Raw genomic sequence first — 22,972 nt, forward strand, 5'->3', positions numbered from 1 at the left:
AGGCGCTGCTGCGCAAGGCGGCTGAGCGCACGGTCGAAGGGCTGTGGACGGCCATCGGCCGGCTCATCGACACCATCACGCCAGACGAATGCGCCAACTTCTTCGCCGCCGCGGGATATGAGCCAGACTAAACCGAAAACGCTCTAGTCGCCGATGAAGATCCGCCGCTGATAATCGATCACCAGCGTGTCGATGGCAGCGGGCGACAGAGCCGGACTACCCTTCGGGCGAAGCCAGAGCCAGGACATCATCCGGTGGCGCCCCTCGACGCAGAGCAGCCAGGAATCCCAATCCGAGAAGTTTCGTAAGAGCGGGATATCACGGATGTCGCGCAGGCCATCCTTGATCTCGATGACTTCGAAATAGCGTTCGGCAACGCGCTTCAGATCCGCGATCGCCGTCTCGCGGCGCGCCGGATCGGTCAGCAAAAAGTCGTGCAATTCGATGATGATGTTGGCGCCCTGAAGCGTGGCCAGGGTCGCATCATCGAACAGGTCGAACTCCGCCCCCTCGATGTCGCAGAGGACGACGCAATCGCGCGGAGCGACGCCCTGCACTTCGATGAGGCCAACGAAATCGTGGCTCGCCTCGCCGAGCACCGTGACCTTATCGGTCAAACCGCGCGCCTGCACCAACTCCACAAGGGATTGCCGCAGCATCTCCAACATCTCGAAGATGATGCTGCGGTCGAAAGCGCCGACCTCGACCAGCCCGACGCCGAACACGCCATCGGCACCGCCCAGATCGACGAGGACCTTTCCCGGGGCCCGCAGGGCGTCCAGAACGGCGCAGATCTGCACCTCATAGGTGCCGAGCATATAGGCACTCGAGATGTTCTCGCCCCAGCGGCTCGGCGGGACCCGGAAACCCTTCAGGATCCCGTATTGAACGACCGAATCGCATTGCGTTCGGATCGAGTTCGATAAGAATGATCGCCGCGCGAACATCGCACGGCTCGTCGTTTCATCCAGATAATGAACGGGGTCCATGCCAGGTCGAAGCGCAAGAGAGTTGATCTCCCGGCCCGCTTAGCATCCCGCTCGCCGTCTATCCAGATCCGTGCAGAATATACAGTATTGGGTTGAGAAATACCGAATTCTCAACCCTTGATTACATCAGCCCGCCGAAGCATGGGCTCCGGCGGGCTGACGGATCACTCCAGGCCGAGGGCCACGAAGCGGACATCGCCGTTGGCGGCGGCAACGAGAAGCAGGACGGACTTACGGCCTTCCTTCTTCAGCGCATCGATGCGCTTGGTGACGTCGGCGGGGGTCGAGACCGCCTCCTGGCCGACTTCCACGATCAACTCGCCGGGCTGGATGCGCTTGTCGGCGGCGTTGGAGTTCGGATCGACACGGGTGACGACCACGCCCTTCTGGCCATCCTTGATGTTGAACCGCTTGCGCAGCTCGTCTGTGACGCTCGACAGGTTGAGGCCCAGTGCCTGACGCACGGCGCTTTCCGCGTCTGGCTGGCGGACGTTCGCCTGCTGCGGCTTCTCGTTGTCTTCCAGGCGACCGAGGGTGACGGCCTTTGTCACCTCATCGCCCTTGCGGACCACCGCCACGTCGACCTTCTGGCCCACGGGAGTCGAGGCCACGATGCGCGGCAGGTCGCTCGACGCCTTCACGGGCGTGCCGTTGAACTTCACGATGACGTCGCCGACTTCGATGCCCGCTGCCTTGGCCGGGCCCTTCTCGTCCACACCGGCAACCAGCGCGCCGCGTGCTCCGCCCTTCAGGCCGAGCGCCTCGGCGGTGGCATCGTCCACGTTCTGGATGCGGACGCCGAGCCAGCCGCGCCGGACTTCACCGAACTCACGAAGCTGGTCGATCACCGTCTTGGCGTTGTTCGAGGGCACGGCGAAGCCGATACCCACCGAGCCGCCGGTTGGCGACAGGATAGCGGTGTTGATGCCGATGACTTCACCGTCCATGTTGAACAGCGGGCCGCCGGAATTGCCCTTGTTGATGGCCGCATCGGTCTGGATGTAATTGTCGTAGGGACCGGACTCGATGTTGCGGCCTCGGGCCGAAACGATACCGGCCGAGACCGAGCCGCCGAGGCCGAACGGATTGCCGATGGCGATCACCCAGTCGCCGGGGCGCATCTTCTCGGAATCGCCGAAGGGCACGGCCTTGAGCGGGCGCTCGGCCGTGGGCTTCACGCGCAGCACGGCGAGATCGATCTTCGGATCCTTGCCGACGATCTCGGCCTTCAGCTTCGTACCGTCATGCAAGATGACTTGGATGTCGTTGGCGTCGCCGATGACGTGGTTGTTCGTTACCACGATGCCCGAGGCATCAATGATGAAGCCGGAGCCCAGCGAGTTCGACTTGCGGGCGCGGGGCGCCTGATCGCCGTCACCGCCACCACCGCCGCCGCGTCCACCGCGCTTGTTGAAGAATTCCTCGAACAGGTCCTCGAAAGGCGTGCCCGGCGGCAGTTGCGGCATGGTGCGGCTGCTGCGCGCCTCCACGGTGGTGGAGGCCGAGATGTTCACCACGGCGTCGGTGACCTGCTCGGACAGGTCCGCCAGGGAAGCGGGCCCCTTGGCGAAGGCCGGAACCGGCAGCGCCGTGCCGAGCACGGTGACGCCGAGCATGATGGCTGTCGCCATCGGGCGGAGGCGGCTGAAAGGCCCCGGACGGGACACCTCGACGGGGTTCATGATGGACCTCTCCGGCACAGCGTTTCCCTCTTGCGACGGCCACTCCGTGGCGGCCGTCGCTTTGCATACGGATGGACCGTGCAAACTAGCCCGCGAAGGCGGGCCGTCCACTGTGGCGGTCAGCGTGCCGCGCCGGCCGTCGAGCCCGTCGTCGCGCTCGGGTCCTGTCCCGGCCGCCCTGCGGCAGGCTGGGAGGTACCCTGGCCCCTCGGATCGCTGAAGAAGCGGAAGAAGTCCGTGTTCGGGCTAATGACGAGGCGCGTGTCGGGTCCCTTGAGCCCCGTCTCGTAGGCCTGCATCGAGCGGTAGAACGCGAAGAAGTCCCGGTCCTTGGCGAAGGCTTCGGCGAGGATGCGGTTCTTGTCGGCGTCGCCCTGGCCGCGCAATTGCTCCGACTTCTGGGTCGCCTCGGCGAGGATGACCGTGACTTCGCGGTCGGCACGCGCGCGGATACCGGCCGCCGCCTGCTCGCCCGTGGCACGGATGTCGGCCGCCTCGCGCTCACGCTCGGTCTTCATCCGGCGATAGACGGCCGCCGAGTTCTGCGCGGGCAGATCGACGCGGGTCATGCGCAGGTCGACGATCTCGATGCCGAGCGACTTGGCCTGCCGGTTCACATCCTCCTGGATGTTGTGCATCAGCTGACCGCGCTCGGACTTCACGATGGCATCGCGGGTCGAGCGGGCGAGCACGCTGCGGAGGCTCGAATTGGTGAAGCTCTGCAGGCGCTGGTTAGCCAAGCCGATATTACCCACCGACTGGTAGAAGCGCAGCGGATCGAGGATCCGGTAGCGGGCGAAGGCATCGACCTCCAGGTTCTGCCGGTCGGCGGTGAGGATCGTCTGCACCGGCAGGTCGAGATCCAGCACGCGCTTGTCGAAGACGACGACCGTTTCTGCGAACGGCACCTTGAAGTAGAGCCCCGGCTTCTCTTCCCCGGTGGCATTCAGGACCGCGCGGACGCGGCCGAATTGCAGGACGAGAGCCTGCTGCATCTGCCCCACGACGAAGACCGACGCGTAGAGGCCGATGGCCACGATCGCCGCGACGACGATGAGGCCGGTACGGAGTGCCTGGTTCATCGGGCGGCTCCCGTCTGGGCGGAGCCACGGGCGCCGAACTCGGAAAGGGGCAGCACGGGCAGCACGCCTGCGGCCGCGGTGCCTGCGGCGCCGGGCGTCCCGTTCTGATCGATGATCACCTTGTTCACGGAGCCGAGCACCTTCTCCATCGTCTCCAGGAAGATCCGCTCGCGGCTGATCGCTGGGGCGACCTTGTACGAGGCGTAGACCTCATCGAAGCGCGCGGCCTGACCGGTGGCGTCGGCGGTCGCCTTCGTCTTGTAGGCCTCGGCGGCCTGGACGATCTGGGACGCCTTACCGCGGGCCTGCGGCACCTCGCGGCTCGCGTAGGTCTTGGCCTCGTTCTGAGCGGTGTCGGCATCCTGCTGCGCGGCGTTCACGTCCACGAAGGCGGGACGCACTTCCGGCGGCGGGTTCACCGAGACGAGCTGCACCACTTCGATCCGGACGCCGGCGCCGTACTCATCGAGGGCCTTCTGAACCATCTCCTTCACTTCCTGGGAGATGCTGGCCTGCTCGTTGGTGAGGATCGCCTGGATGTTGCGGCGGCCGACCACCTCGCGCATCGCGCTCTCGGCGATGGCCTTGATGGTACCCTCGGGGTTCTGGATGTTGAACACGAAGTCCGAGGCCTTCAGCGGATTCACCCGCCACTGCACCTCGAAATCCAGATCGACGATGTTCTCGTCGCCCGTCAGCATCAGGCTCTCGTCAGGCACGTCGCGGTTGCGCGTCTGACCGGGGCCGGTGCGATAGCCGACCTGAATGGAGTTCACCTGACCGACATTCGGCTTCACGACGCCGCCGATCGGATAGGGGAAGTTGTAGCGAAGGCCTTCACCCGTCGAGCCGACATAGCGGCCGAAGATGGTCTCGATGCCGACCTGATAAGGTTCGACCTTGTAGAAGCCGGTGGCGAGCCAGCCCGCCACGACCAGTACGCCGAGCACCAGGGCTCCACGTCCGCCGCCGAAGCCCGAAGACCCGCTCGACGGTCCGCTCGGGCCGCCGCCGCCGGGGATGATCCGCCGGAGCCGATCCTGCCCGCGCCTCAGCAGCTCCTCAAGGTTCGGGGGCTGGTTGCCGCCTCCTCCTCCGCTACCCCAAGGTCCACCGCCGTTGCCGTTGGGGCGACCCCATGGGCCGCCACCACCGCCACCGCCATTCTGATTGCTCCAAGGCATCCTGGCCGTCGTCTCCTGACCTGCCGCACCCGCTGCGCCCGCAAAGGGGCGCCCCCTGCCAACGGGCGCACCCACCGGATCAATCCCGCGTGCCGCCCAATCGCCCGGGGACAGCACCGCCCGCTTCCGCAAACGCGAAGACAAGCGGACCCCTCAGGCACCTGCGGGCCCGCCACCCTCGCTGTCAAGGCTGGCAGGTGGGCACGGAAGGGTTGAAGCGCAACCGCGACGGGCCGCCTCAGCGCAAACGCATCAAGTCGACGAATGCGTAAGGATAATCGTCGCGAGGCCCGGCCGGATGCGCCTCACGGAACGTCTCGCGGTAGGAAGAGCGATCGAAAGTGGGAAAGCGCACATCCCCGTCGGGCTCGGCTTCGACCTCCGTGAGATGGATGAGATCCGCGTGAGGAAGCGCGAGTGCGTAGATCTCCGCCCCGCCGACCACCATCAGCCGGTCCCCCGCTTTGGCCAGGGCGCCCTCCCACTCGTGGACGGTCTCTGCGCCCTCGGCGCGAAAGCTGCGGTCGCGGGTGAGGACGAGGCTCCGCCGACCCGGAAGCGGTCGACCGATGGAATCCCAGGTGCGCCGCCCCATGAGCAGGGTCGTGCCCATGGTCAGCGCCTTGAAGCGCTTGAGATCGCTCGACAGGTGCCACGCGAGGCCGTTGTCCCGCCCGATCACGCCGTTGCGGGCCACGGCAACGACCAGGGCGATGGTGGGACGTGCCATCTCAGACGGCCACCGGCGCGGAAATGGCCGGGTGCGGCTCATAGCCCTCGACGGCGATATCCTCGAAACGGAAGGCGAAGAGGTCGCGCACAGCCGGGTTCAGGCGAAGCTGCGGCAGAGGACGCGGCGCGCGCTCCAGGAGGGTGCGCGTCTGGGCAAGGTGGTTCGAATAGAGGTGCACGTCGCCGAAGCTGTGCACAAAGTCGCCGGGCGCGAGACCCGAGACCTGCGCGACCATGTGCGTCAGCAGGGCATAGCTCGCGATGTTGAACGGCACGCCGAGGAAGGCATCGGCCGAGCGTTGATAGAGTTGGCAGGACAGCCGCCCCTCCGCGACATAGAACTGGAACAGGCAGTGGCAGGGCGCCAGCGCCATCTTGTCGAGGTCGGCCGGGTTCCAGGCCGAGACCACGAGGCGGCGAGAGTCCTGGTTGCGGGCAATCTCATCGAGGACCCAGCGGATCTGATCGACGCTTCCGCCATCGGGCTTCGCCCAGGAACGCCATTGCCGCCCGTAGACCGGCCCGAGTTCCCCCGCCTCGTCGGCCCACTCGTCCCAGATCGTCACCCCGTTCTCGCGCAGGTAGGCGACGTTGGTGTCGCCCGCGAGAAACCACAGCAATTCGTGGATGATCGACTTCAGATGGAGACGCTTCGTCGTCACCAGGGGAAAGCCCTGGGACAGGTCGAACCGCATCTGATGCCCGAAGACCGAGAGAGTCCCCGTGCCGGTGCGATCCTCCTTGGCGACCCCCTCGTCGAGGATCCGGCGGAGTAGGCTGTGATACGCGTCCATCGGAAAAGCCTGCGCCGCCGGAGCGCCCGGAGCAAGCCCGACCTCGGCCTGTCCACCGCCGTCACTGCGGCCAGAGCAGATAGACGACGAGGGCGAGGTTCGACCAGCCGTGGAGCGCGATGCACGGCCAGAGCCTGCCGGTGCGCCAGCGCAAGAAGCCGAGCGCGAAGGCCAGCGGCAGCAGCGAGATCGGCCTCGCGAGACCGAAGGACGAAATGTGCGCCAGGGCGAAGACGAGGGCCGTCGCGGTGACGGCCCAGACCGGCCCGAGCCGCTCCTTCGTGAGGTGGTACATCTCGCCGCGAACCAACAGCTCCTCGGCGAGCGGCGCGAGGATCGTGAGGTAGAGAAGCCACGAGATGACCGCCGTCCGGTCCATGAACGGCGAAAGCCGCATGTTGCGGCCGAAGCCGCCGCCCATCAATTCGGCGGTGCCCATCACCCAGGCGATGTGGACGATGGGCCAGAGCAGAAGGACGCTGAGCAGCACCACCGGCCGCACACCGTTGGGCTTCTCCCTGTCGAGGGCGAGGCGGCGTCGCCAGGCGGCGCGGTCGCGACGCCACGCCCAGGCGATCACGAAGGCGGCGAGGAGCACCTGCCGCAGCACGTCCACGGCGAAGGCGCGATGCGCCAGTTGTACCATGCCGACGAAGGGCCGCCGGGAGGGCGGCAGGAACGGATCGATCCCGTACCGGAGGTCGAACCCCACCCGGACGATCACGAGGGCGAGAAGGCTCGCCGCCCCGAGGCTGAGGATGCCGAAGGCGATCATGAGCCCGAGGCCCGAGGCGATGTCCGCGAGCCCGCGCGAAGGCGGCCGATCCCGCAACTGCGGGTCGGCAGCCACATTCGCCGGGTCCCCCATCCCCTCCGGCACGGTTGCGGCGTGATCGGGCTTCAAAACCGGGCCGATCCCCTCTATATTCGTTTTGCCGGTCGTGAGGCCGGCTATGGCGATAAACGTTCTTCGAAATAAACCTATCGGACCCGGGGGCGGTACCCGGCGCCTCCACCCAAGCCCAGGACCGATGGCCGCAAGGCCGGGACGGAACCAACTGGGCTTCGGCGGGGGCGAAATAGGATCGACGAGGGCGTAAAGGTTGAGCTTTCGCTCGGCATGGTTCCGCCGTTATCGGGCCTTTGCAATAGTTGCCAACGACAACTTTGCTCCGGTGGCGGTGGCCGCGTAAGCGGTCCCCAATATCGACCTGAAGTCCTAGCGGGTAGCACTGCATAGGCGGGGTTCGGAGGCACCTGGCAACAGAAGCCTCCACTTCAGATTTCCACGGCCTTCCGGCCGGGGCAGCGGACGGGTCGGGCAAAGCGAACGAGAATGGCAGACGACCTGATTCGCTACGACCTGCTGGTTCAGGACGCCCTCCGCGGCGTCGTCCGCAAGGTGCTCATCGACGCCTCACAGAATGGCTTGATGGGCGAGCACCATTTTTATGTCTCGTTCCGCACGGAGGCGCCGGGCGTGCGCATCTCCCAGGCGCTGCGCGAGAAGTACCCGCAGGACATGACCATCGTCCTGCAGCATCAGTTCTGGGATCTGAACGTCACCGAGCACGCCTTCGAGGTCGGCCTGTCCTTCTCCGGCGTGCCGGAGCGGCTGCTGGTGCCGTTCGACGCGTTGTCCGGCTTCTTCGACCCGTCCGTGCAGTTCGGCCTGAAGTTCGATCTCGGCGAGGCGGGGAACGACGTTCCGGCGGAGCCCGAGGCTCCGGCCGCCAAGGCGGGGCCGCGTGGCGCGGGCTCCGAGCCCGGTGAGGTGAAGCCGAAGACCGGCACCGGCCTTGCGACGATTGGCGCGAGCGGCGTTCCCACAGTCCTCCCGGCCCCGGCCGCCCAAGGCGGCAAGACCGACGACAAGGCCGCCCGGCCTGCCGCCAAGAAGGACGGCGAGGAGGGTACCGCCGAGGTCGTCAGCCTGGACGCGTTCCGTAAGAAGAGCTGACAACGGCACATCGTCAGTGCGAGCATAGCGAAGCGATTCAGGGTAGCGGGCCGTTTCAGAACGTGATCGCTGCCCTGGATTGCTTCGGCTTCGCTCGCAATGACGTCGAAGTTTTAAGCCCTCACCGTCGCATCCATCCTCAACCCGTGCTCCGGCCGGAGCGTGACCCTGTGCAGGGGCGTGACCGGTGGATGATCCCCCGGCAGGCGAAAGCGGACGGCGCGAATGACGTGGGCGAGGAGAATCGTCGCCTCTTGCACCGAGAAGCTCTGGCCGATGCAGACCCGTTGCCCCGCGCCGAACGGCAGGTAGGTGAAGCGGGCGATGGCATCGCGATTCTCAGGGAGGAAACGCTCCGGCATGAACGCATCGGGCTCGTCCCAGAGCAGGTGGTGCCGGTGCAACACCCAGGGGGCGATCAGCACCAGCGAGCCGCTCGGAACCTTGATCCGGCCGAAACGATCCGCGCGGGTGGCCTGTCGGCTCAGGAACGGCACGGGCGGAAACAGGCGCATGCCCTCTTCCACCACGGCGCGGGTGAAGGGCAGCGCGTCGAGGGTGACGTCCCCCTCCCCCGTCGCATCGACCTCGGCCTCGATCCGCTCCTGCGCCGTCTCGTCCTGTGAGAGACAATACAGCGCCCATGTGAGTGCGTTGGCCGTGGTCTCATGCCCGGCGGCGATGAAGGTGACGATGTTGGCCCGCACCGAGAGGTCCGAGAGCCCGTCGCCGGTCTCGGGATCCTGCGCTGCGAGGAGCAGCGTCAGAAGATCCTGCGGCGCCTCCGCCTTTTCCATCAGCGCCCGTCGGCGGGTGATCAGCTCGTCCACCACCTCCGCGAAGAAGCGCCCGGCGGGACGCGCCCGGAGCCGCCCGATGCGGGGCACGAAGTCCGGCACCCCGAACACGTCGAGGGGGTCGATGGGGCCGACCGCTTCGAGGAACCGGGTGATGGCGCGGCCGAGGGCGTCGGGATCGCCCGGCAGCCCTTGCGTGAAGATCGTCCGCTCCAGAACGTCGAGGGTGGCGCGGGTCATCTCCAGAGCGACATCGACGCGCATTCCGTTGCGGCGACGCAGGCGCTTGGCGAGCCGGGCGCCGGAGGCGTTCATCGCCGCCTCAAAGCTGCGCACGGTGCGGACCGAGAAGATCGGTGCCAGCGTCCGGCGCTGAAGCCGCCACTCGTCGCCCTCGGCGCTGAGAAGCCCTTCGCCGAGGCCAGGAGCGAGCACGCGGCGCTGGAGGTCGTCCTTGCGGTAGGCCTCGGCGTTGTCGATCAGCACCTGCCGGATCAGCGAGGGTTCGCTCACCACGGTGATCCGCCCCATCACGCCCTCGGCTGCAACGACCGGCAGGCGAAAATGGGCGTCGGCCCAGGTCGTGATCGGGTTGCGCCGGGCGGCCTTGAGGAAATCCAGCAGGCCGAGCGGCTGAGTCAGCGGCGGCGGGACCGGCGGGCGGAACCTCGCGGCCGTGGAGATCCGGGCGAAATCAGAAAGGTTGGCGGTCAGGCTCGTCGCTCCCAGGCTGGTCGCGGCCGTCGCCGCGCATCCGATTGCCGTGGACAGAGCGGCGTGGATGTCGGGCGGCCCCGACCTCACGGCATCGCGCTTGCCTCAAGCCTCCGTTAAGTAAGCACCGCACCGCACCCAACGTAGAGGCCACGATGTCGCCCACCGAAACCGCGACCCGCACCGAGTCCGACACCTTCGGCCCGATCGAGGTTCCGGCCCATCGCTACTGGGGTGCCCAAACCCAGCGCTCGATCCAGAACTTCAAGATCGGCACCGAGCATATGCCCGCGCCGCTGGTCCACGCGCTTGGCCTCGTGAAGCAGGCCGCCGCCCTGGTGAACAAGGATCTCGGCGTCCTTGAGCCGAAGCTTGCCGATGCCATCGCCGCCGCCGCCTCCACCGTGGTGAAAGGCGAATATGACGACGAGTTCCCGCTGGTGGTCTGGCAGACCGGCTCGGGCACACAGTCCAACATGAATGCCAACGAGGTGATCGCGAGCCTCGCCAACGAGTCGCTCGGCGGCCAGCGCGGCGGCAAGAGCCCGATTCACCCGAACGACCATTGCAACCGCGGCCAATCCTCGAACGACACCTTCCCCACCGCGATGCACATCGCCGTAGCGCGGGAGATCGAGGGCCGCCTGATGCCCGCCCTGACGCACCTGCACTCGGCGCTCGATGCCAAGGCGAAGGCGTTCGAGAGCATCGTGAAGATCGGCCGCACGCACTTGCAGGACGCGACGCCGGTCTCCCTCGGCCAGGAATTCTCCGGCTACGCGGCGCAGGTCGCGCTCGGCGGCGCCCGCGTCGCCGCGACCCTGCCGGGCGTGCTGGCGCTGGCCCAGGGCGGCACGGCGGTCGGCACCGGGCTCAACGCCCATCCCGAATTCGCCGACCGCTTCGCGGCGAAGGTCGCTGAACTGACCGGCCTGCCCTTCACCTCGGCTCAGAACAAGTTCGAGGCCCTGGCGACCCACGACGCCCTGGTCTTCACACAGGGCGCGCTCTCGGCGCTGGCCGCCGGCCTGTTCAAGATCGCGCAGGATATCCGCCTGCTCGGCTCGGGCCCGCGCTCGGGCCTCGGCGAACTCTCCCTGCCGGAGAACGAGCCGGGCTCCTCGATCATGCCGGGCAAGGTCAACCCGACCCAGTGCGAGGCGCTGACGATGGTCTGCGCCCAGGTGATCGGCAACGGCACGACGGTGAGCTTCGCCGGCTCCCAGGGCAATTTCGAGCTCAACGTGTTCAAGCCGGTCATCGCCAACGCGGTGCTGCAATCGATCCGCCTGCTGGCGGATGCGGCGGTGAGCTTCACCGACAATTGCGTCGTCGGCATCAAGGCCAACGAGGACAAGATCGCCGACCTCATGAGCCGCTCGCTGATGCTGGTGACGGCGCTGGCGCCCTCCATCGGCTACGACAAGGCCGCGACCATCGCGAAGACGGCTCACAAGAACGGCACGACCCTCAAGGAAGAGGCTCTGCGCCTCGGCTACGTGACCGAGGAGGAGTTCGAGCGCGTCGTGCGGCCGGAGACCATGCTGGCGCCGAGCGCCGAGTAAGATCAAGATCGGCCGACGCGGTGCCCGCGTCGGCCGCCCGATGGAACCGCCCTTTGGAGGATTCGCGCGATGGGTGAGGTCATCAACCTTCGTCAGGTCCGCAAGGCTCGCGCCCGCGCCGAGGCGGATGCTCAGGCCGACGCCAACCGCGTCGCCTTCGGCCAGCCGAAGAAGGCGAAGACCCTCCAGCAGAAGCGGAAGGTGTTGGAAGAGACACGCCACGAGGGCCACCGCCTCGAAGGGCAAGACGGCGACGACAAGGAATAGGCGCTCGCCTTGTCCGGCATCGTCAAGCGGTCGGTGATGATTGCGGGCCACCGCACGAGCGTCTCGCTGGAAGATGCGTTCTGGCAGGCCCTGACGGCCCTCGCGGTCGGCGAAGGCCGCTCGGTGCAGGCGCTCGTCGGCGCCATCGATGCGGGACGGGGGGAGCAGAACCTGTCCTCCGCGATCCGCGTCCATGTGCTGGATGCCGCCCGGAAGGGGTCGCTCGGCAAATCGTGAAGGGATGAGAACCGCCTGGGCGGTGACGCGTGAGGGTCGCATGACCTACATCGCGCCCATTCGACGCACGCCCACGAGCACAGCCCATGGCCAACCGCGAACCGCTCCTGAAACCCGTGAAGATCGCCGACCTGCGTCCAACGCAGATGACGGTGGGCTACCGGGAGGTCGCGGAGAAGCGGCGGCGCTGGCAGAGCTACAATGCGGAGAAGAAGCGGGTCTTCCTCGGCGCGCACATGGTCCCGACCCTGCTGGGGCCAAAGAAGCGCCATTACGTGATCGATCACCATCACCTGTCCCGCGCCCTCTACGAGGAGGGCGTCGAGGAGGTGCTGGTGACGGTGGTCTCCGACCTACACCACCTCGCCAAGGATGAGTTCTGGACCGTGTGCGATCACAAGTCCTGGGTTCATCCCTACGACGAGACCGGCGTACGACGGGACTTCCATGACATCCCGAAATCCATGGACTCACTGAAGGACGACCCGTTCCGCAGCCTTGCGGGCGAGTTGCGCCGCGCAGGCGGCTTCGCCAAGGACACGACGCCGTTCAGCGAGTTCCTGTGGGCGGATTTTCTGCGCAGGAACATCAAGGAGAAGCGCGTCGAGGACGACTTCTCGGCCGCGTTGGAAAAGGCTTTGTCCCTCGCCAAGTCCGGCGATGCGGGTCATCTTCCCGGATGGTGCGGCCCCTCCAAGGGCTGACTGGCAGCGTTTTTCGGCAACGTTGTTACACCGTGCCCGAAAATCGCCGTGCTGGCCCGCGAGGCTCCCCCTCCTCGCCCTTCCGGACTGCCGTATGACGCTCCCGCGCCTCGTCTGCCTCACGACCCTCGCCGCCCTGGCCCTGACCGGAGCGGCGCGTGCCCAGGACAGGGGGAGCGTGAACCCGAAGCCCTTGCCGCCGCTGGCCAACCCGGACGATCCCTCGACCCCGGCCAAGGCGCTGTTCGGCCGCGTCCTGCAGCCGAGTTCGGGGCCGGCGCGGATCCACGGATTTTACGCCAAGGGTTGCTTCTCCGGTGGCGAGGCCCTGCCCCTCGACGGGGAGCATTGGCAGGTGATGCGCCCATCGCGGAACCGGTTCTACGGCACGCCCACGCTCGTGAACTTCCTGGAGCGGCTCTCGGACAAGGCCCTCCGGGTCGGCTGGCCGGGGCTGCTCGTCGGCGACATGTCCCAGCCGCGCGGTGGCCCGATGCTCACGGGCCACGCCTCCCACCAGATCGGCATCGATGCGGATATCTGGCTGACGCCGATGCCCGACCACCGGATGAGCCGGGCCGAGCGCGAGGAAACCTCCGCCACCGACATGGTGCGTCGCGACCGGCTCGACATCGACCCCGATGTCTGGACGCCGAACCATCTGCGCCTGATCAAGCTCACGGCCGAGCAGCCGGAGGTGGAGCGCATCTTCGTCAACGCGGCGATCAAGAAGGCGCTGTGCCGGGAATCCGGCGGCGGGCGGTGGCTGTCGAAGGTGCGCCCGATGTACGGGCACAATTATCACTACCATATCCGCTTGAGCTGCCCCGCCGGTCAGGGCGAGTGCCAGTCCCAGGATCCGCCGCCCACCGGCGACGGCTGCGAGGACCTCGCTTACTGGTTCTCCGACGCTGTGCTCCACCCCAAGCCGCCGAAAGTGAAGCCGAAGCCAAAGCCGCCGATGACCATGGCTGCCCTCCCCGCCGCCTGCCGAATGGTGCTCAAGGAGCCGTAGAGCCTGTGCGAGGTCAGGCACCTCAGCCCGACATCGCCTCACGCGGGATGATCGCTCCGGGGTGAGTGATCACCACCGCCGCGAGCCGGTGGCCCGCAAGCGCCGCAGCGATGGGCGCTTCGCCCCGGAGTCGGGCGGCGAGATAGCCGGCCGCGAAGCTGTCTCCGGCGGCGGTCGTGTCGACGGGCGAGACCTTGCCCGGCACCGGCACCGCCTGGGGCGGCCCGTCGCCGCGCACGAGACAACCGGGCTCGGCGAGCTTCACCACGGCTTCCGGGACGCCCGCATCATCGAGCCATGCCAGCACCTCCTGCGGCGTGCCACGACCCGTGAGGGCGTCCACATCCCCGCACCCCGCGAGCACGACCTGGGCCAGCGTGAGCATCCGCCCGTAGGCGTTCCGCGCCTCCGTTAGATCGGGCCATCCCCGCGGGCGGAAATTGGTGTCGAAGGCGATCACCGCCCCGCTTGCGCGAGCCTGTTCCAGCGCCGCGAACAGGGCCTCCCGCGCGGCCCCGGCGAAGAGGGACAGGCTGATCCCCGACAGGTAGACGAGACCGGCGCCCGCGAGCGCCGCCTCCGTTCCTCGGCCATGGTCGGGGTCGAACAGGCGCCGCACGGGCGCGGCGTCACGCCAGTAGAGGAAGCGCCGCTCGCCCTGCGGGTCGGTCTCGATGACATACAGGCCGGGCAGGCACCCGGGGATGCGGCGGACATAGGCGGTTCCGACGCCCTCCTCCTCCCAGGCGCGCAGCATCTCCGTGCTGAAATCGTCGTCGCCGAGCGCGGTGACGTACTCCACGGCGACCCCGAGCCGGGCAAGGTAGACCGCCGTGTTCAGCGTGTCGCCGCCATAGCCGCGCGACAGGAGCCCGTCGGGCCGCGTGCGCAGTTCGAGCATGCATTCGCCGAAACAGGCGACGCGGCGTCCCATCAGATCGGCGGGCATCGCGGGCTGAGCCTCCTTCTCGCGTCTCATCGCCACGGGACCGGCGCTCGTGGGGAACGTCATCGTTCCGGGTCCGGTTGGCGGGCCGAGCGACGCATTATGCCCGCACAAGGAATTTCCATGACCGATCCGCTGCACAAGTATCCCCGCCCGCCCTTCGAAGGCCAGCCGCAGAGCTTTCCCGGCAAGACCGGAAAGATGAGCCCCGAGCCCGATCACGGCGAGGAGAGCTACAAGGGGTCCGGCAAGCTCACCGGCAAGGCGGCGCTGATCACCGGCGGCGATTCCGGCATCGGGCGGGCGGTCGCCATCGCCTATGCCCGCGAAGGCGCGGATGTCGCCATCTCCTACCTGCCCGAGGAGCAGGCCGATGCCGAGGCAGTGGGGCAGTGGATCGAGAAGGCGGGCCGCCGCGCGCTCCTCCTGCCGGGCGATCTCAAGCAATCGTCCTACGCCAAGGAGATCGTGACGAAGACCGCCGAGACCTTCGGGCGTCTCGACATCGTCGTGAACAACGGCGCGTTCCAGCAGCCTGGTAAAAGCCTGGGAGAGATCGAGGATCACATCTTCGAGGACCATTTCCGCACGAACGTCTTCGGTTCGTTCTACGTCACGAAGGCGGCCCTCGCGCACCTTCAGCCCGGCAGCTCGGTGATCTTCACCTCCTCGGTGAACTCCAAGCACCCGATGCCGACGCTCATGGCCTACAGCGCCACCAAGGGGGCGTTGAGCAACATGGTGCTGAGCCTTGCGCAATTGCTCGCGGAGAAGGGAATCCGGGTCAACGGCGTCCTACCCGGCCCGATCTGGACGCCCTTCATCCCGAGCGGGATGAGCGAGGATGCGGTGAAGACCTTCGGCAGCCAGGTTCCCTTCGGCCGCCCCGGCCAGCCGGCGGAACTCGCCTCGGCCTACGTCATGCTCGCCTCGGAGGAGAGCAGCTACACCTCCGGCGCCCTGGTGACGGTGGCGGGCGCGATGCCGGTTCTCTGACCCTCAGATTCCGGGAGCTTCCAGGCCTCGGGGCGCGACCCGCGAGGCCTGGAGATGCAGGTAGGACGGGTCGAACTTGGCGAGCCGACGCAAGCCGTCGGGATCGAGCAGGGTGAGGCGTCGGCTCTTCAAGGTGAGCAGCCGCGCCGCCCGGACATCCTGAAGCGTGCGATTGATGTGCACCGTGGTCTGGCCGAGGGCATCGGCCAGATCGGGCTGAGTGAGCGGCATCGGGCAGCTCGTACCATCTGCGAGGCCGACGGCTGACAGCCGCACATGCAGTTCGCAGAACAGATGCGCCAACCGCTCGACCCCGGAGCGGCGGCCGAGACTGACGGTCCACTCCCGCTGGATCGCGGAGGCAGCCAACGCCTCACGGTGAAAGGCGAGGTCGAGGGCCGCACTGCGGCTCATCATCTCGACCATGGCGGTACCGCTGATCCGAGCAATCGTGACCGGGGTCAACGCGCCGATCGCGTGGTCACGCCGGTCGAGCAAGACAATGTGCGGGTCGCAGCAATCCCCCGGCAGCAAAAGTGAGATGATCTGGCGGCGCCCGTCCTCGAACTGCCGGTAACGGCAAGCCCAGCCGCTCTGTATGACGTTGACCGCACGTGGATCCTCGCCTTCCTCGACAATATCGGCTCTGGACTCGACCATACGGGCCGGCTCCAACGCCTCGGCGAGCATCTCCCGCTCGACAGGTCCAAGTGGGACGTAGTTTCGCAACTTTCGCGACAGAGGGGTTTCCATTCGGGCCGCGGACTGTTGGAGATACAACAGTCGGCCTAGCTTGGGGTGAACGGCGGACCACCACACAAGTTATGATTGGTTCGTAACCGGTACGGCTTGCGCCTGTTTTTGCTGGGACAGGGCCTGACGCCGGCGGGAGGTCCCGTCCTGTGGGGCATCCGGCCGAACGCCTTGCGAGATCACGTCACGATCCCGCATAGACGGAACGAAGCGAGAGGTCCGTCCCATGCAGATCGCCACGCCCTACCTGATGTTCCTGGGCGACGTGCCCGATGCGCTGGCGGCCAAGACCGCCTACGGCATCAAGGATTGGCGGCCGGAATGGTGCATCGGCCAGATGCGCCTTCCCGGCTGCAAGGCCGATCTCGGCATCCCCGATCTCACCCTGGCGGAGGCCCTGGCCAAGGGCTGCCGCACCCTGGTGGTCGGCGTGGTCAATGCCGGTGGCGTCCTGCCCGACCACTGGGTGAAGGAGATCGTTACCGCCATCGAGGCCGGTTTCGACGTGGCGAGCGGCCTGCACGTCCGTCTTGGTGCCGTGCCCGCCATCGCCGAGGCCGCGGAGAAGCGGGGCAGCCGCCTCCACGACGTCCGCCACAGCAGCGAGACCTTCCCCACGGGCAAGGGCACGCGCCGGGCCGGGCGGCGGCTTCTCACCGTCGGCACGGATTGCTCGGTGGGGAAGAAGTACACCGTGCTGGCCCTTGAGAAGGGTATGCGCGAGCGCGGCCTCGATGCCGATTTCCGCGCGACCGGGCAGACCGGCGTGTTTATCTCGGGCCGGGGCGTCGCCATCGACGCCGTGGTGGCGGATTTCATCTCCGGCGCCGTCGAGACGATCTCGCCCGAGGCCGCCCCAAACCATTGGGACCTCATCGAGGGCCAGGGCTCGCTCTATCACCCGTCCTTCGCGGGCGTCAGCCTCGGTCTTCTGCACGGCGCTCAGGCCGATGCCTTCGTCGTGTGTCACGAGCCGACCCGGACGACGATGCGCGGCGTTTCGCATCCGCTGCCGACCATCCGGCAGGTCATCGATCTGACAGTGCAACTCGGCAGCCTGACGAACCCGGAGATCCGCCCCGTGGGGATTGCCGTGAACACGCAGGCGCTGGGCGAGGACGAGGCGCGCACGCTCCTCGAAACCCTCGCTGCCGAGCACGGCCTGCCCGCCACGGATCCGGTTCGCTTCGGCGTCGAAAGCCTCGTGGACCGGATCGTCGCCGACTTCCCGGAGGCCTGAGATGGCCCGCCGACTCAGCCTCACGGTCGAACGCTTCCCCATCGCGGGGGCCTTCACCATCTCGCGCGGGAGCCGCACCGAGATCGCCGTCGTGGTCGCCCGGATCGAGGAAAATGGCCATGTAGGTCTCGGCGAATGCGTGCCCTACCCGCGCTACGGCGAAAGCGTCGAGAGCGTATCCACGCTGATCGAGGCGCAGGCGGACGCCCTCGCCTCGGGTCTCGACCGGGCGGCGTTGGCGCGGCTGATGCCGGCGGGCGCGGCCCGCAACGCTCTCGATTGCGCCCTCCTCGACCTGGAGGCGAAGCAATCCGGCCGTCGGGCCTGGGACATCCTGGGCCTGCCCGCACCGAGCCCGGTGACGACGGCCTATACGTTGAGCCTCGGCACCCCCGAGAGCATGGGCGAGGCGGCCCGCAAGGCGGCCGCACGACCGCTCCTCAAGGTGAAGCTCGGCGGCGACGGCGATCCGGAGCGCATCGCGGCCGTCCGAGCCGGAGCGCCGGATGCGAAGCTGATCGTCGATGCCAACGAGGCATGGCGTCCGGGCAACGTCGAGGCCAACCTCGCTGCCTGCCTCACGGCGGGAGTGGCGCTGATCGAGCAGCCGCTGCCCGCAGGCGAGGATGGCATGCTGGCCGAGATCCCGCATCCGGTGCCGGTCTGCGCCGACGAGAGCCTGCACGACCGCGGCGGGCTCGATGCCCTGGCCGGGCGCTACGATGCGATCAACATCAAGCTCGACAAGACCGGGGGCCTGACCGAGGCGATGCTTCTGGCCTCCGAGGCGCGGGCGCGGGGTCTGACCGTGATGGTCGGCTGCATGCTCGGCACCTCGCTCGGCATGGCGCCCGCCACGCTGCTGACGCACCATGCCGCCTTCGTCGATCTCGACGGCCCGCTCCTGCTCGCCCGCGATCGCGAGCCGCCGCTCCGCTACGACGGCAGCACGATGTTCCCCCCCGAAGCAGGCCTGTGGGGTTAGAGTCGTATCCGTCCGAGTTGAGCCGCCCCCGTCGATGGACTCCCAGCCGTCTTTGCGAGCGCAGCGAAGCAAAGACGGAGGCACGTGAGCCAACTTGGTCGAAGAAGCCTCTCGAGACCGCCCTTCTCTCGACACCGTGAGCGCAGCCTTCTGTTGCGGCCAAGCTGGGTGCTGTATCCTGAGGGCCATGACCGGATCGGCCGCCTTCCGCCCTCTCGTCGTCGGCCTCGCCCTGCTCTGCGGCGGCGGGCCTGCGGTGGCGCAGTTCGTGCCATTCTCATTCGGCTTCGGCCCCCTGCCCTCCTTCGCGTGGCCCGACCCCGGGAGCGAGGGCTTGAGCCGGTGGGAGGGGTCCTATGCCCGGCTCTCCACCGGGTTCGAAGCTGTGTCATCGAAACGCTTCGGCGGCTATTCGGGCCCGACTCTCGGCTTCGAGGGCGGCCGGTTATGGCAGGAGGGGCGGTTCGTCTACGGCATCTCCGGCGGCGTCGACACGCTGATCCAGACCGGCGGCTCTCTCAATCCCGGTTTCGGCCGCCTCGCCTATTCGCGCGATCTCGCGGGTGCAGTTCACGCGCAGGTCGGCGCGCTGCTGACGCCGAACGTGCTGCTCTACGGCAAGGTCGGCGCCTGGGCGGTGCACGAGACCCTGCGCGTCGGGCCGACGGCCGTGTCGCAGCCCTTCACCCGCGACGACATCGCCGTCCGCCCGGATGCCCGCGTCGGCGTCGAATGGGCGCTGACCGACCGTCTCACCCTCGGTGTCGAGGCCGGTGTCATCGGCAACCGCCTGCGCTGAGGCTCACTCGGCTGCCAGATCGAGGAAGTGGCGTCCCTCGCGATCATCGATCTCCACGATCCAGAGATCGGAATCGAACCGCATTTCGCGGGTCAGCCGCTCCTCGACGTCGAGGGGCATCACGCCCGTCAGGCGGGGGATGAAGCGGCGCTCCCCAAGATCCTCGGCGTCGGCCATCAGCGATTGCGGCGCGGGGGCGTAGAGATCGGCGGTGCCGTCGAGGCGGTCGACCTTCACGAAGATCGCTCCCGCCTCGGCCGAGCCGCGACGCCGCAGAACCGCGGGAATGGCGAGATCGTTCAACCGGCGCAGATAGGCCGAGACCCAGAAATCGGAACGCAGGCGAGGCATGAGGCCGGTTCTAGCCCTTGGCCGCTCCACTTTCGAGAGCCTTGAGGGTTTTGCCCGTCGCCTCGCCGGTCACCGGCAGCTTGCGGTCACGCTCGAACTTCTCGATCGCCGCCTTGGTGGCGGGGCCCATGGCGCCGTCGGCCTTGATCGGGCCGTAGCCGAGCTTGGTTAGGGCACGCTGGGCGCGGGTGACGGCCGTCTCCTGCGCGGGGGCATCGACCTTCGCGGCGGCCTTCTGGCGAGGGTTGACCGAGGCGGTGGTGTCCTCGGCACGGATCATGTCGCCGATCGTGTCTCCGGCGGCCACCTTGGCGGTCGGCTGAGGCACCTCGCGGGCTGCCTCCTTGGCCACCGGCGCCGGAGGTGCGGGGGCCTTGGCGGCCACCTTGGCGGGAAGCTGGGGCAGGATCGGCGCCGGATGGCGGCCCTTCTGGGAATCGAGGGCGTTGATGCAGATGAAGCCGGCAGCCACCACGGCGACGACGCCGCCGAACACCGTGCCCGGCCGCTCCCGGCACATCACCTTGCCCTCGGCCAAGCCATGGCGCAGCAGCGCACTCGCCATGGCCCGCCAGCCGCCCTGCCGCAGGGTGGGGACGGACTTGGCCACGGATCGCGCCGGTTTCCGGCCGCGTCCCTCGCTCGCGACGGTGATCTCGCGATAGCCTGCCATCGATCCTCCTTCCACGCCTCCCTCAGCCGGCCCGCCGGAACGGCGCCGATGCGGTCAGATCGGACGCCGCCACCGCGCCGGAGATCGGCTCGGGGTCGAAGAGGCCGAGGGGAAGCCGCACAATCTTGGGCCGAGGCTGAACCGCACCGCGCACAGCGGTGAAGATCGGCGCCGGACCACCGGGCGCATCCTGATCACAACCAGCATAAGGAAGTGTCACCGTCACGATTGTACCGAGACCGGGTGCGCTCTCGATGCGGATCGTGCCGCCATGCAGGCCGACGAGACCCTGCACCACCGAGAGGCCGAGGCCCGTGCCCTCGTGGCTGCGGGCATAGCCCGCCGTGCCTGCCTGGAAGAACGGCGTGCCAAGGCGCGGCAGATCCTCGGCGGCGATGCCGACGCCGGTATCGGCGACGGTGATCGCGAGCCCATCGACCTCCCGGTGCAGGCTGACCGACACGGTACCGCCCGCAGGCGTGTACTTCAGGGCGTTGGAGATGAGGTTGATCATCACCTGACGGCAGGCGCGGGGATCGGCGACGATCTCTTCCGGGCCCGCCGGATGGGCGAGCAGGCTCACCTGACCCTCGCCCGCCTTCAACTTCATCAGGTTGCAGCAGGACAGGACCAGCTCGGCCGCGTCCATCGCGTCGGGCTTGTAGTCGAAATTGCCGCTCTGAATCCGGCTCATGTCGAGGAGCGTGTTCACCACATCGAGGAGGTGACGGCCGGATTGCTGGATGACACCGGCATATTCCTGCGATTGCGCCGCTCCAATCTTCACGCCGCCTTCGCCCGAGAGGACCTCGGAGAAGCCGATGATCGCATTGAGGGGCGTGCGCAGCTCGTGGGTGACGTTGGCGAGGAACCGCCCCTTCACCGCGTCGGCCAGTTCGGCCGCCGCGCGGGCCGCCTCCAGTTCCTGGGCGTAGCGATGGTGCTCGGTCATGTCGCGCGTCACCGCGACAACCGTCATTCCCCCGGCCGCGCTTGCGTCGGCGATGCGGTGGGCGCGCATCTCGGCGTGGATCAGTTCCGCCTTGTCGGCGCGCCCGGCGGCCCGGTCGACATGGAGGCGCACGGCAAGCGTCGCCGGGCGGCCGGTGGCGGCCACGTCGCTGAGGGCGCTCAGGAAGGCCGGTCGGTCGGCGACATGGACACGCTTCAGCAGACCGTGACCGCGCAGGCTCGCCGCCTCGCCGCCGACGAGCTTGATGGCGGAGGCCGAGGCCTCGATCACCCGGCCGTTGCAATCGTGCCAGGTCACGAGATCGTCGATGGCCGAGAGCAGAAGACGATCGCGGGCCTCGTTACTGCGCAGACGCTCGCGCCACGCCCCTTCGTTCCGAAGGTGCTCGAGGGCTTGAGCAGCCACATGGCCCAGAGCCGCCAGGGCAAAAACCGGGAGAGCAATGTTCACCGGCAGCGCGATCACCGGATCCGTGCCGAGCCAGAGGGCTCCGGCGAGGACGGCCGCGACCCCGAGCGCGGCCAGTACCGTCGCCGCCACGGTGGCGCGCCAGGAGCCGGAGACCAGAGCCTCGAGCGGAATGACCACGAGCCAGACGGCGGCGGGCGAGGCAGGGCCGCCCGTCAGCATCGCAAGGCAGACGACGAGGCCGGTCAGGCCCGCCGAGGATACGCCATGGGCGACCCAGAGGGAGCCGGTCCGCGACAGAAGCACGGCCGCGAGCACGGGGAGCAACAGGCTCGCGAAGGCGGCGGCTTCGATGGCCGAGGGGACACCGCGCCAGAGCAGGTAGGGCGGCAGCGCGGCCATGGTCACAAGACCGGTGGCGAGACGGGAGACGAGGAACCGCTCGTGGCGGTGCCGCATGCCCGCATCCTCGGTCGCTGAGCGATGAACGAGACCGGCGAGGCGCTCGTCGAACAGGCTGGTCAGGACTTTACGAATGGTCAAGACTCACACGCGCGGCGCCGTGGTGTTTGTCAGACACCCGATACGCCTCCTGTTCGACTTCGAACGACTGGCAGAAGGTCTCAGACCGCCCTTAAACGAGTGTTGCGAGACTGGCGCGACTGCCAGAGATGCTTTCCACGAGGTAACCGGAACGGGCGAAGATTACGTTCACCATTTCATCGGAACGGAACGAAGAGTTGACGTCTGCTTCATCGAACCGAGTCAATCGTGCGCGCCGCGTTCACGATGGTGCGCCCGATGCTGTTCGTCCTGCGTGTTGTCCTGGTGGTCGGAGCTTTGTCCTACCTCGCCCTGCTGCGTCAGGGCGCGGATCCAGAGGCCGAGGCGCGTAAGCTCACGGCCCTCCCCTCGGCCAGGGTCGTGGCGCCCGCCGTCAACGCACTGGTCCCGACCGAGACCCGCGAGCGGGTGGCGAAGGACGTGCTGGCCAAGGGTCTGATCGCAGAGTTGAGCCGCCGCGCGAGCGCGCTCGAGGAGAGTCCGGTCTCCCGCGATACGTTGAGCGAGACGGACCGAAGCCCGGCCTGGCGCGGCGTGGAACGCCCCTGAGAGCGCGCAGCGC

Annotated in this window: 24 protein-coding genes, 1 other RNA gene and 1 pseudogene; 13 read left to right on the forward strand and 13 right to left on the reverse strand. The window is 67.8% G+C overall.

The features are described 5' to 3' along the window. Positions 1-131: pseudogene (locus J4O73_RS22380) on the forward strand (IS630 family transposase); the annotation flags it as partial. Between the two features lie 12 nt (positions 132-143). Here the strand turns inward: J4O73_RS22380 and J4O73_RS22385 are convergent. The 7 genes from J4O73_RS22385 to J4O73_RS22415 form a co-directional block, all read right to left on the reverse strand. Next, complete coding sequence (locus J4O73_RS22385) at positions 144-818, reverse strand: hypothetical protein (protein ID WP_426221000.1); 675 nt, start codon at positions 816-818, stop codon at positions 144-146. A gap of 335 nt (positions 819-1,153) precedes the next feature. Continuing rightward, positions 1,154-2,671 (reverse strand): DegQ family serine endoprotease, encoded by a 1,518-nt coding sequence (locus J4O73_RS22390; RefSeq protein ID WP_426221001.1) that lies wholly within the window; start codon positions 2,669-2,671, stop codon positions 1,154-1,156. A 119-nt stretch (positions 2,672-2,790) separates the two neighbouring features. Continuing rightward, complete coding sequence (gene hflC / locus J4O73_RS22395; protein ID WP_426221003.1) at positions 2,791-3,753, reverse strand: protease modulator HflC; 963 nt, start codon at positions 3,751-3,753, stop codon at positions 2,791-2,793. Further along, positions 3,750-4,937, reverse strand: coding sequence for an FtsH protease activity modulator HflK (gene hflK, locus J4O73_RS22400; RefSeq protein WP_426221004.1), 1,188 nt, complete (start codon positions 4,935-4,937; stop codon positions 3,750-3,752). Before hflK ends, hflC begins: the two co-directional genes overlap by 4 nt. Positions 4,938-5,175: 238 nt before the next feature. Then, the gene (locus J4O73_RS22405; protein WP_426221006.1) at positions 5,176-5,667 is read right to left on the reverse strand and encodes a dihydrofolate reductase; all 492 of its coding nucleotides are present in this window, start codon (positions 5,665-5,667) and stop codon (positions 5,176-5,178) included. Position 5,668: 1 nt separating this feature from the next. Next, positions 5,669-6,463, reverse strand: coding sequence for a thymidylate synthase (locus J4O73_RS22410; RefSeq protein ID WP_426221008.1), 795 nt, complete (start codon positions 6,461-6,463; stop codon positions 5,669-5,671). Between the two features lie 61 nt (positions 6,464-6,524). Then, on the reverse strand, positions 6,525-7,367 hold the full coding sequence (locus J4O73_RS22415; protein ID WP_426221010.1) for a CPBP family intramembrane glutamic endopeptidase: 843 nt from the start codon (positions 7,365-7,367) through the stop codon (positions 6,525-6,527). Between J4O73_RS22415 and ssrA the strand changes: the two genes are divergently transcribed. Together ssrA and J4O73_RS22425 are read left to right on the forward strand one after the other, a co-directional pair. Then, positions 7,359-7,741: a transfer-messenger RNA gene (gene ssrA / locus J4O73_RS22420) on the forward strand. The two genes, J4O73_RS22415 and ssrA, sit on opposite strands and share 9 nt — an antisense overlap. A 58-nt stretch (positions 7,742-7,799) precedes the next feature. Beyond that, positions 7,800-8,423 (forward strand): SspB family protein, encoded by a 624-nt coding sequence (locus J4O73_RS22425; protein ID WP_426221012.1) that lies wholly within the window; start codon positions 7,800-7,802, stop codon positions 8,421-8,423. 113 nt (positions 8,424-8,536) lie between these two features. Here the strand turns inward: J4O73_RS22425 and J4O73_RS22430 are convergent, their stop codons facing one another. Further along, the gene (locus J4O73_RS22430; protein WP_426221139.1) at positions 8,537-9,934 is read right to left on the reverse strand and encodes a cytochrome P450; all 1,398 of its coding nucleotides are present in this window, start codon (positions 9,932-9,934) and stop codon (positions 8,537-8,539) included. Positions 9,935-10,089: 155 nt separating this feature from the next. On the opposite strand from J4O73_RS22430, the gene fumC reads away from it, so the two are divergent. The 5 genes from fumC (at position 10,090) to mepA (ending at position 13,722) form a co-directional block, all read left to right on the forward strand. Continuing rightward, a complete protein-coding gene (gene fumC, locus J4O73_RS22435; protein WP_426221014.1) occupies positions 10,090-11,499 on the forward strand; it encodes a class II fumarate hydratase in 1,410 nt (469 codons plus the stop codon). Between the two features lie 69 nt (positions 11,500-11,568). Beyond that, positions 11,569-11,766: a DUF4169 family protein gene (locus J4O73_RS22440; protein WP_426221016.1), complete on the forward strand. Its 198-nt coding sequence runs from the start codon at positions 11,569-11,571 to the stop codon at positions 11,764-11,766. Between the two features lie 9 nt (positions 11,767-11,775). After that, positions 11,776-12,003, forward strand: coding sequence for a ribbon-helix-helix domain-containing protein (locus J4O73_RS22445; protein ID WP_426221018.1), 228 nt, complete (start codon positions 11,776-11,778; stop codon positions 12,001-12,003). 86 nt (positions 12,004-12,089) lie between these two features. Beyond that, the gene (locus J4O73_RS22450; RefSeq protein WP_426221019.1) at positions 12,090-12,707 is read left to right on the forward strand and encodes a ParB-like protein; all 618 of its coding nucleotides are present in this window, start codon (positions 12,090-12,092) and stop codon (positions 12,705-12,707) included. A gap of 94 nt (positions 12,708-12,801) precedes the next feature. Then, positions 12,802-13,722, forward strand: a complete 921-nt coding sequence (gene mepA / locus J4O73_RS22455) for a penicillin-insensitive murein endopeptidase (RefSeq protein ID WP_426221021.1) — start codon at positions 12,802-12,804, stop codon at positions 13,720-13,722. A 22-nt stretch (positions 13,723-13,744) separates the two neighbouring features. Here the strand turns inward: mepA and J4O73_RS22460 are convergent, their stop codons facing one another. Beyond that, on the reverse strand, positions 13,745-14,734 hold the full coding sequence (locus tag J4O73_RS22460) for a sugar kinase (RefSeq protein WP_426221023.1): 990 nt from the start codon (positions 14,732-14,734) through the stop codon (positions 13,745-13,747). A 57-nt stretch (positions 14,735-14,791) separates the two neighbouring features. Between J4O73_RS22460 and J4O73_RS22465 the strand changes: the two genes are divergently transcribed. Continuing rightward, positions 14,792-15,664: an SDR family oxidoreductase gene (locus J4O73_RS22465; protein WP_426221025.1), complete on the forward strand. Its 873-nt coding sequence runs from the start codon at positions 14,792-14,794 to the stop codon at positions 15,662-15,664. Positions 15,665-15,667: 3 nt separating this feature from the next. Here J4O73_RS22465 and J4O73_RS22470 read toward each other — a convergent pair whose 3' ends face one another. After that, on the reverse strand, positions 15,668-16,417 hold the full coding sequence (locus J4O73_RS22470; RefSeq protein ID WP_426221027.1) for a Crp/Fnr family transcriptional regulator: 750 nt from the start codon (positions 16,415-16,417) through the stop codon (positions 15,668-15,670). A 226-nt stretch (positions 16,418-16,643) separates the two neighbouring features. Here J4O73_RS22470 and dgcN point away from each other — a divergent pair, with 226 nt between their 5' ends. From dgcN to J4O73_RS22485, 3 genes are all read left to right on the forward strand, one after another. Further along, positions 16,644-17,657: an N-acetyltransferase DgcN gene (dgcN, locus tag J4O73_RS22475; protein ID WP_426221029.1), complete on the forward strand. Its 1,014-nt coding sequence runs from the start codon at positions 16,644-16,646 to the stop codon at positions 17,655-17,657. Position 17,658: 1 nt separating this feature from the next. Then, the gene (dgcA, locus tag J4O73_RS22480; protein WP_426221031.1) at positions 17,659-18,642 is read left to right on the forward strand and encodes an N-acetyl-D-Glu racemase DgcA; all 984 of its coding nucleotides are present in this window, start codon (positions 17,659-17,661) and stop codon (positions 18,640-18,642) included. A gap of 187 nt (positions 18,643-18,829) precedes the next feature. Further along, on the forward strand, positions 18,830-19,441 hold the full coding sequence (locus tag J4O73_RS22485) for an outer membrane protein (RefSeq protein WP_426221033.1): 612 nt from the start codon (positions 18,830-18,832) through the stop codon (positions 19,439-19,441). A gap of 3 nt (positions 19,442-19,444) precedes the next feature. Here J4O73_RS22485 and J4O73_RS22490 read toward each other — a convergent pair whose 3' ends face one another. Genes J4O73_RS22490 through J4O73_RS22500 form a run of 3 tightly spaced genes read right to left on the reverse strand, consistent with a single transcriptional unit; the run spans position 19,445 to position 22,389 of the window. Beyond that, positions 19,445-19,792: a DUF1491 family protein gene (locus tag J4O73_RS22490; protein ID WP_426221034.1), complete on the reverse strand. Its 348-nt coding sequence runs from the start codon at positions 19,790-19,792 to the stop codon at positions 19,445-19,447. Between the two features lie 10 nt (positions 19,793-19,802). Continuing rightward, positions 19,803-20,465, reverse strand: a complete 663-nt coding sequence (locus J4O73_RS22495; protein WP_426221036.1) for a peptidoglycan-binding domain-containing protein — start codon at positions 20,463-20,465, stop codon at positions 19,803-19,805. A 22-nt stretch (positions 20,466-20,487) separates the two neighbouring features. Then, a complete protein-coding gene (locus J4O73_RS22500) occupies positions 20,488-22,389 on the reverse strand; it encodes an ATP-binding protein (RefSeq protein ID WP_426221038.1) in 1,902 nt (633 codons plus the stop codon). Positions 22,390-22,647: 258 nt separating this feature from the next. Here J4O73_RS22500 and J4O73_RS22505 point away from each other — a divergent pair, with 258 nt between their 5' ends. Next, the gene (locus J4O73_RS22505; protein ID WP_426221141.1) at positions 22,648-22,959 is read left to right on the forward strand and encodes a hypothetical protein; all 312 of its coding nucleotides are present in this window, start codon (positions 22,648-22,650) and stop codon (positions 22,957-22,959) included. Positions 22,960-22,972 lie beyond the last annotated feature (13 nt).

The organism is Methylobacterium sp. NFXW15, from assembly GCF_049887755.1.
GTDB lineage: Bacteria > Pseudomonadota > Alphaproteobacteria > Rhizobiales > Beijerinckiaceae > Methylobacterium.

Coding starts and splice junctions, on each gene's coding strand:
- J4O73_RS22465 (WP_426221025.1), top strand. CDS start 14,792: ATGACCGATCCGCTGCACAAGTATCCCCGCCCGCCCTTCGAAGGCCAG.
- J4O73_RS22495 (WP_426221036.1), bottom strand. CDS start 20,465: ATGGCAGGCTATCGCGAGATCACCGTCGCGAGCGAGGGACGCGGCCGG.
- fumC (WP_426221014.1), top strand. CDS start 10,090: ATGTCGCCCACCGAAACCGCGACCCGCACCGAGTCCGACACCTTCGGC.
- J4O73_RS22450 (WP_426221019.1), top strand. CDS start 12,090: ATGGCCAACCGCGAACCGCTCCTGAAACCCGTGAAGATCGCCGACCTG.
- J4O73_RS22390 (WP_426221001.1), bottom strand. CDS start 2,671: ATGAACCCCGTCGAGGTGTCCCGTCCGGGGCCTTTCAGCCGCCTCCGC.
- dgcA (WP_426221031.1), top strand. CDS start 17,659: ATGGCCCGCCGACTCAGCCTCACGGTCGAACGCTTCCCCATCGCGGGG.
- mepA (WP_426221021.1), top strand. CDS start 12,802: ATGACGCTCCCGCGCCTCGTCTGCCTCACGACCCTCGCCGCCCTGGCC.
- dgcN (WP_426221029.1), top strand. CDS start 16,644: ATGCAGATCGCCACGCCCTACCTGATGTTCCTGGGCGACGTGCCCGAT.
- J4O73_RS22410 (WP_426221008.1), bottom strand. CDS start 6,463: ATGGACGCGTATCACAGCCTACTCCGCCGGATCCTCGACGAGGGGGTC.
- J4O73_RS22470 (WP_426221027.1), bottom strand. CDS start 16,417: ATGGAAACCCCTCTGTCGCGAAAGTTGCGAAACTACGTCCCACTTGGA.
- J4O73_RS22460 (WP_426221023.1), bottom strand. CDS start 14,734: ATGACGTTCCCCACGAGCGCCGGTCCCGTGGCGATGAGACGCGAGAAG.
- J4O73_RS22405 (WP_426221006.1), bottom strand. CDS start 5,667: ATGGCACGTCCCACCATCGCCCTGGTCGTTGCCGTGGCCCGCAACGGC.
- hflK (WP_426221004.1), bottom strand. CDS start 4,937: ATGCCTTGGAGCAATCAGAATGGCGGTGGCGGTGGTGGCGGCCCATGG.
- hflC (WP_426221003.1), bottom strand. CDS start 3,753: ATGAACCAGGCACTCCGTACCGGCCTCATCGTCGTCGCGGCGATCGTG.
- J4O73_RS22485 (WP_426221033.1), top strand. CDS start 18,830: ATGACCGGATCGGCCGCCTTCCGCCCTCTCGTCGTCGGCCTCGCCCTG.
- J4O73_RS22385 (WP_426221000.1), bottom strand. CDS start 818: ATGCTCGGCACCTATGAGGTGCAGATCTGCGCCGTTCTGGACGCCCTG.
- J4O73_RS22505 (WP_426221141.1), top strand. CDS start 22,648: ATGCTGTTCGTCCTGCGTGTTGTCCTGGTGGTCGGAGCTTTGTCCTAC.
- J4O73_RS22425 (WP_426221012.1), top strand. CDS start 7,800: ATGGCAGACGACCTGATTCGCTACGACCTGCTGGTTCAGGACGCCCTC.
- J4O73_RS22490 (WP_426221034.1), bottom strand. CDS start 19,792: ATGCCTCGCCTGCGTTCCGATTTCTGGGTCTCGGCCTATCTGCGCCGG.
- J4O73_RS22440 (WP_426221016.1), top strand. CDS start 11,569: ATGGGTGAGGTCATCAACCTTCGTCAGGTCCGCAAGGCTCGCGCCCGC.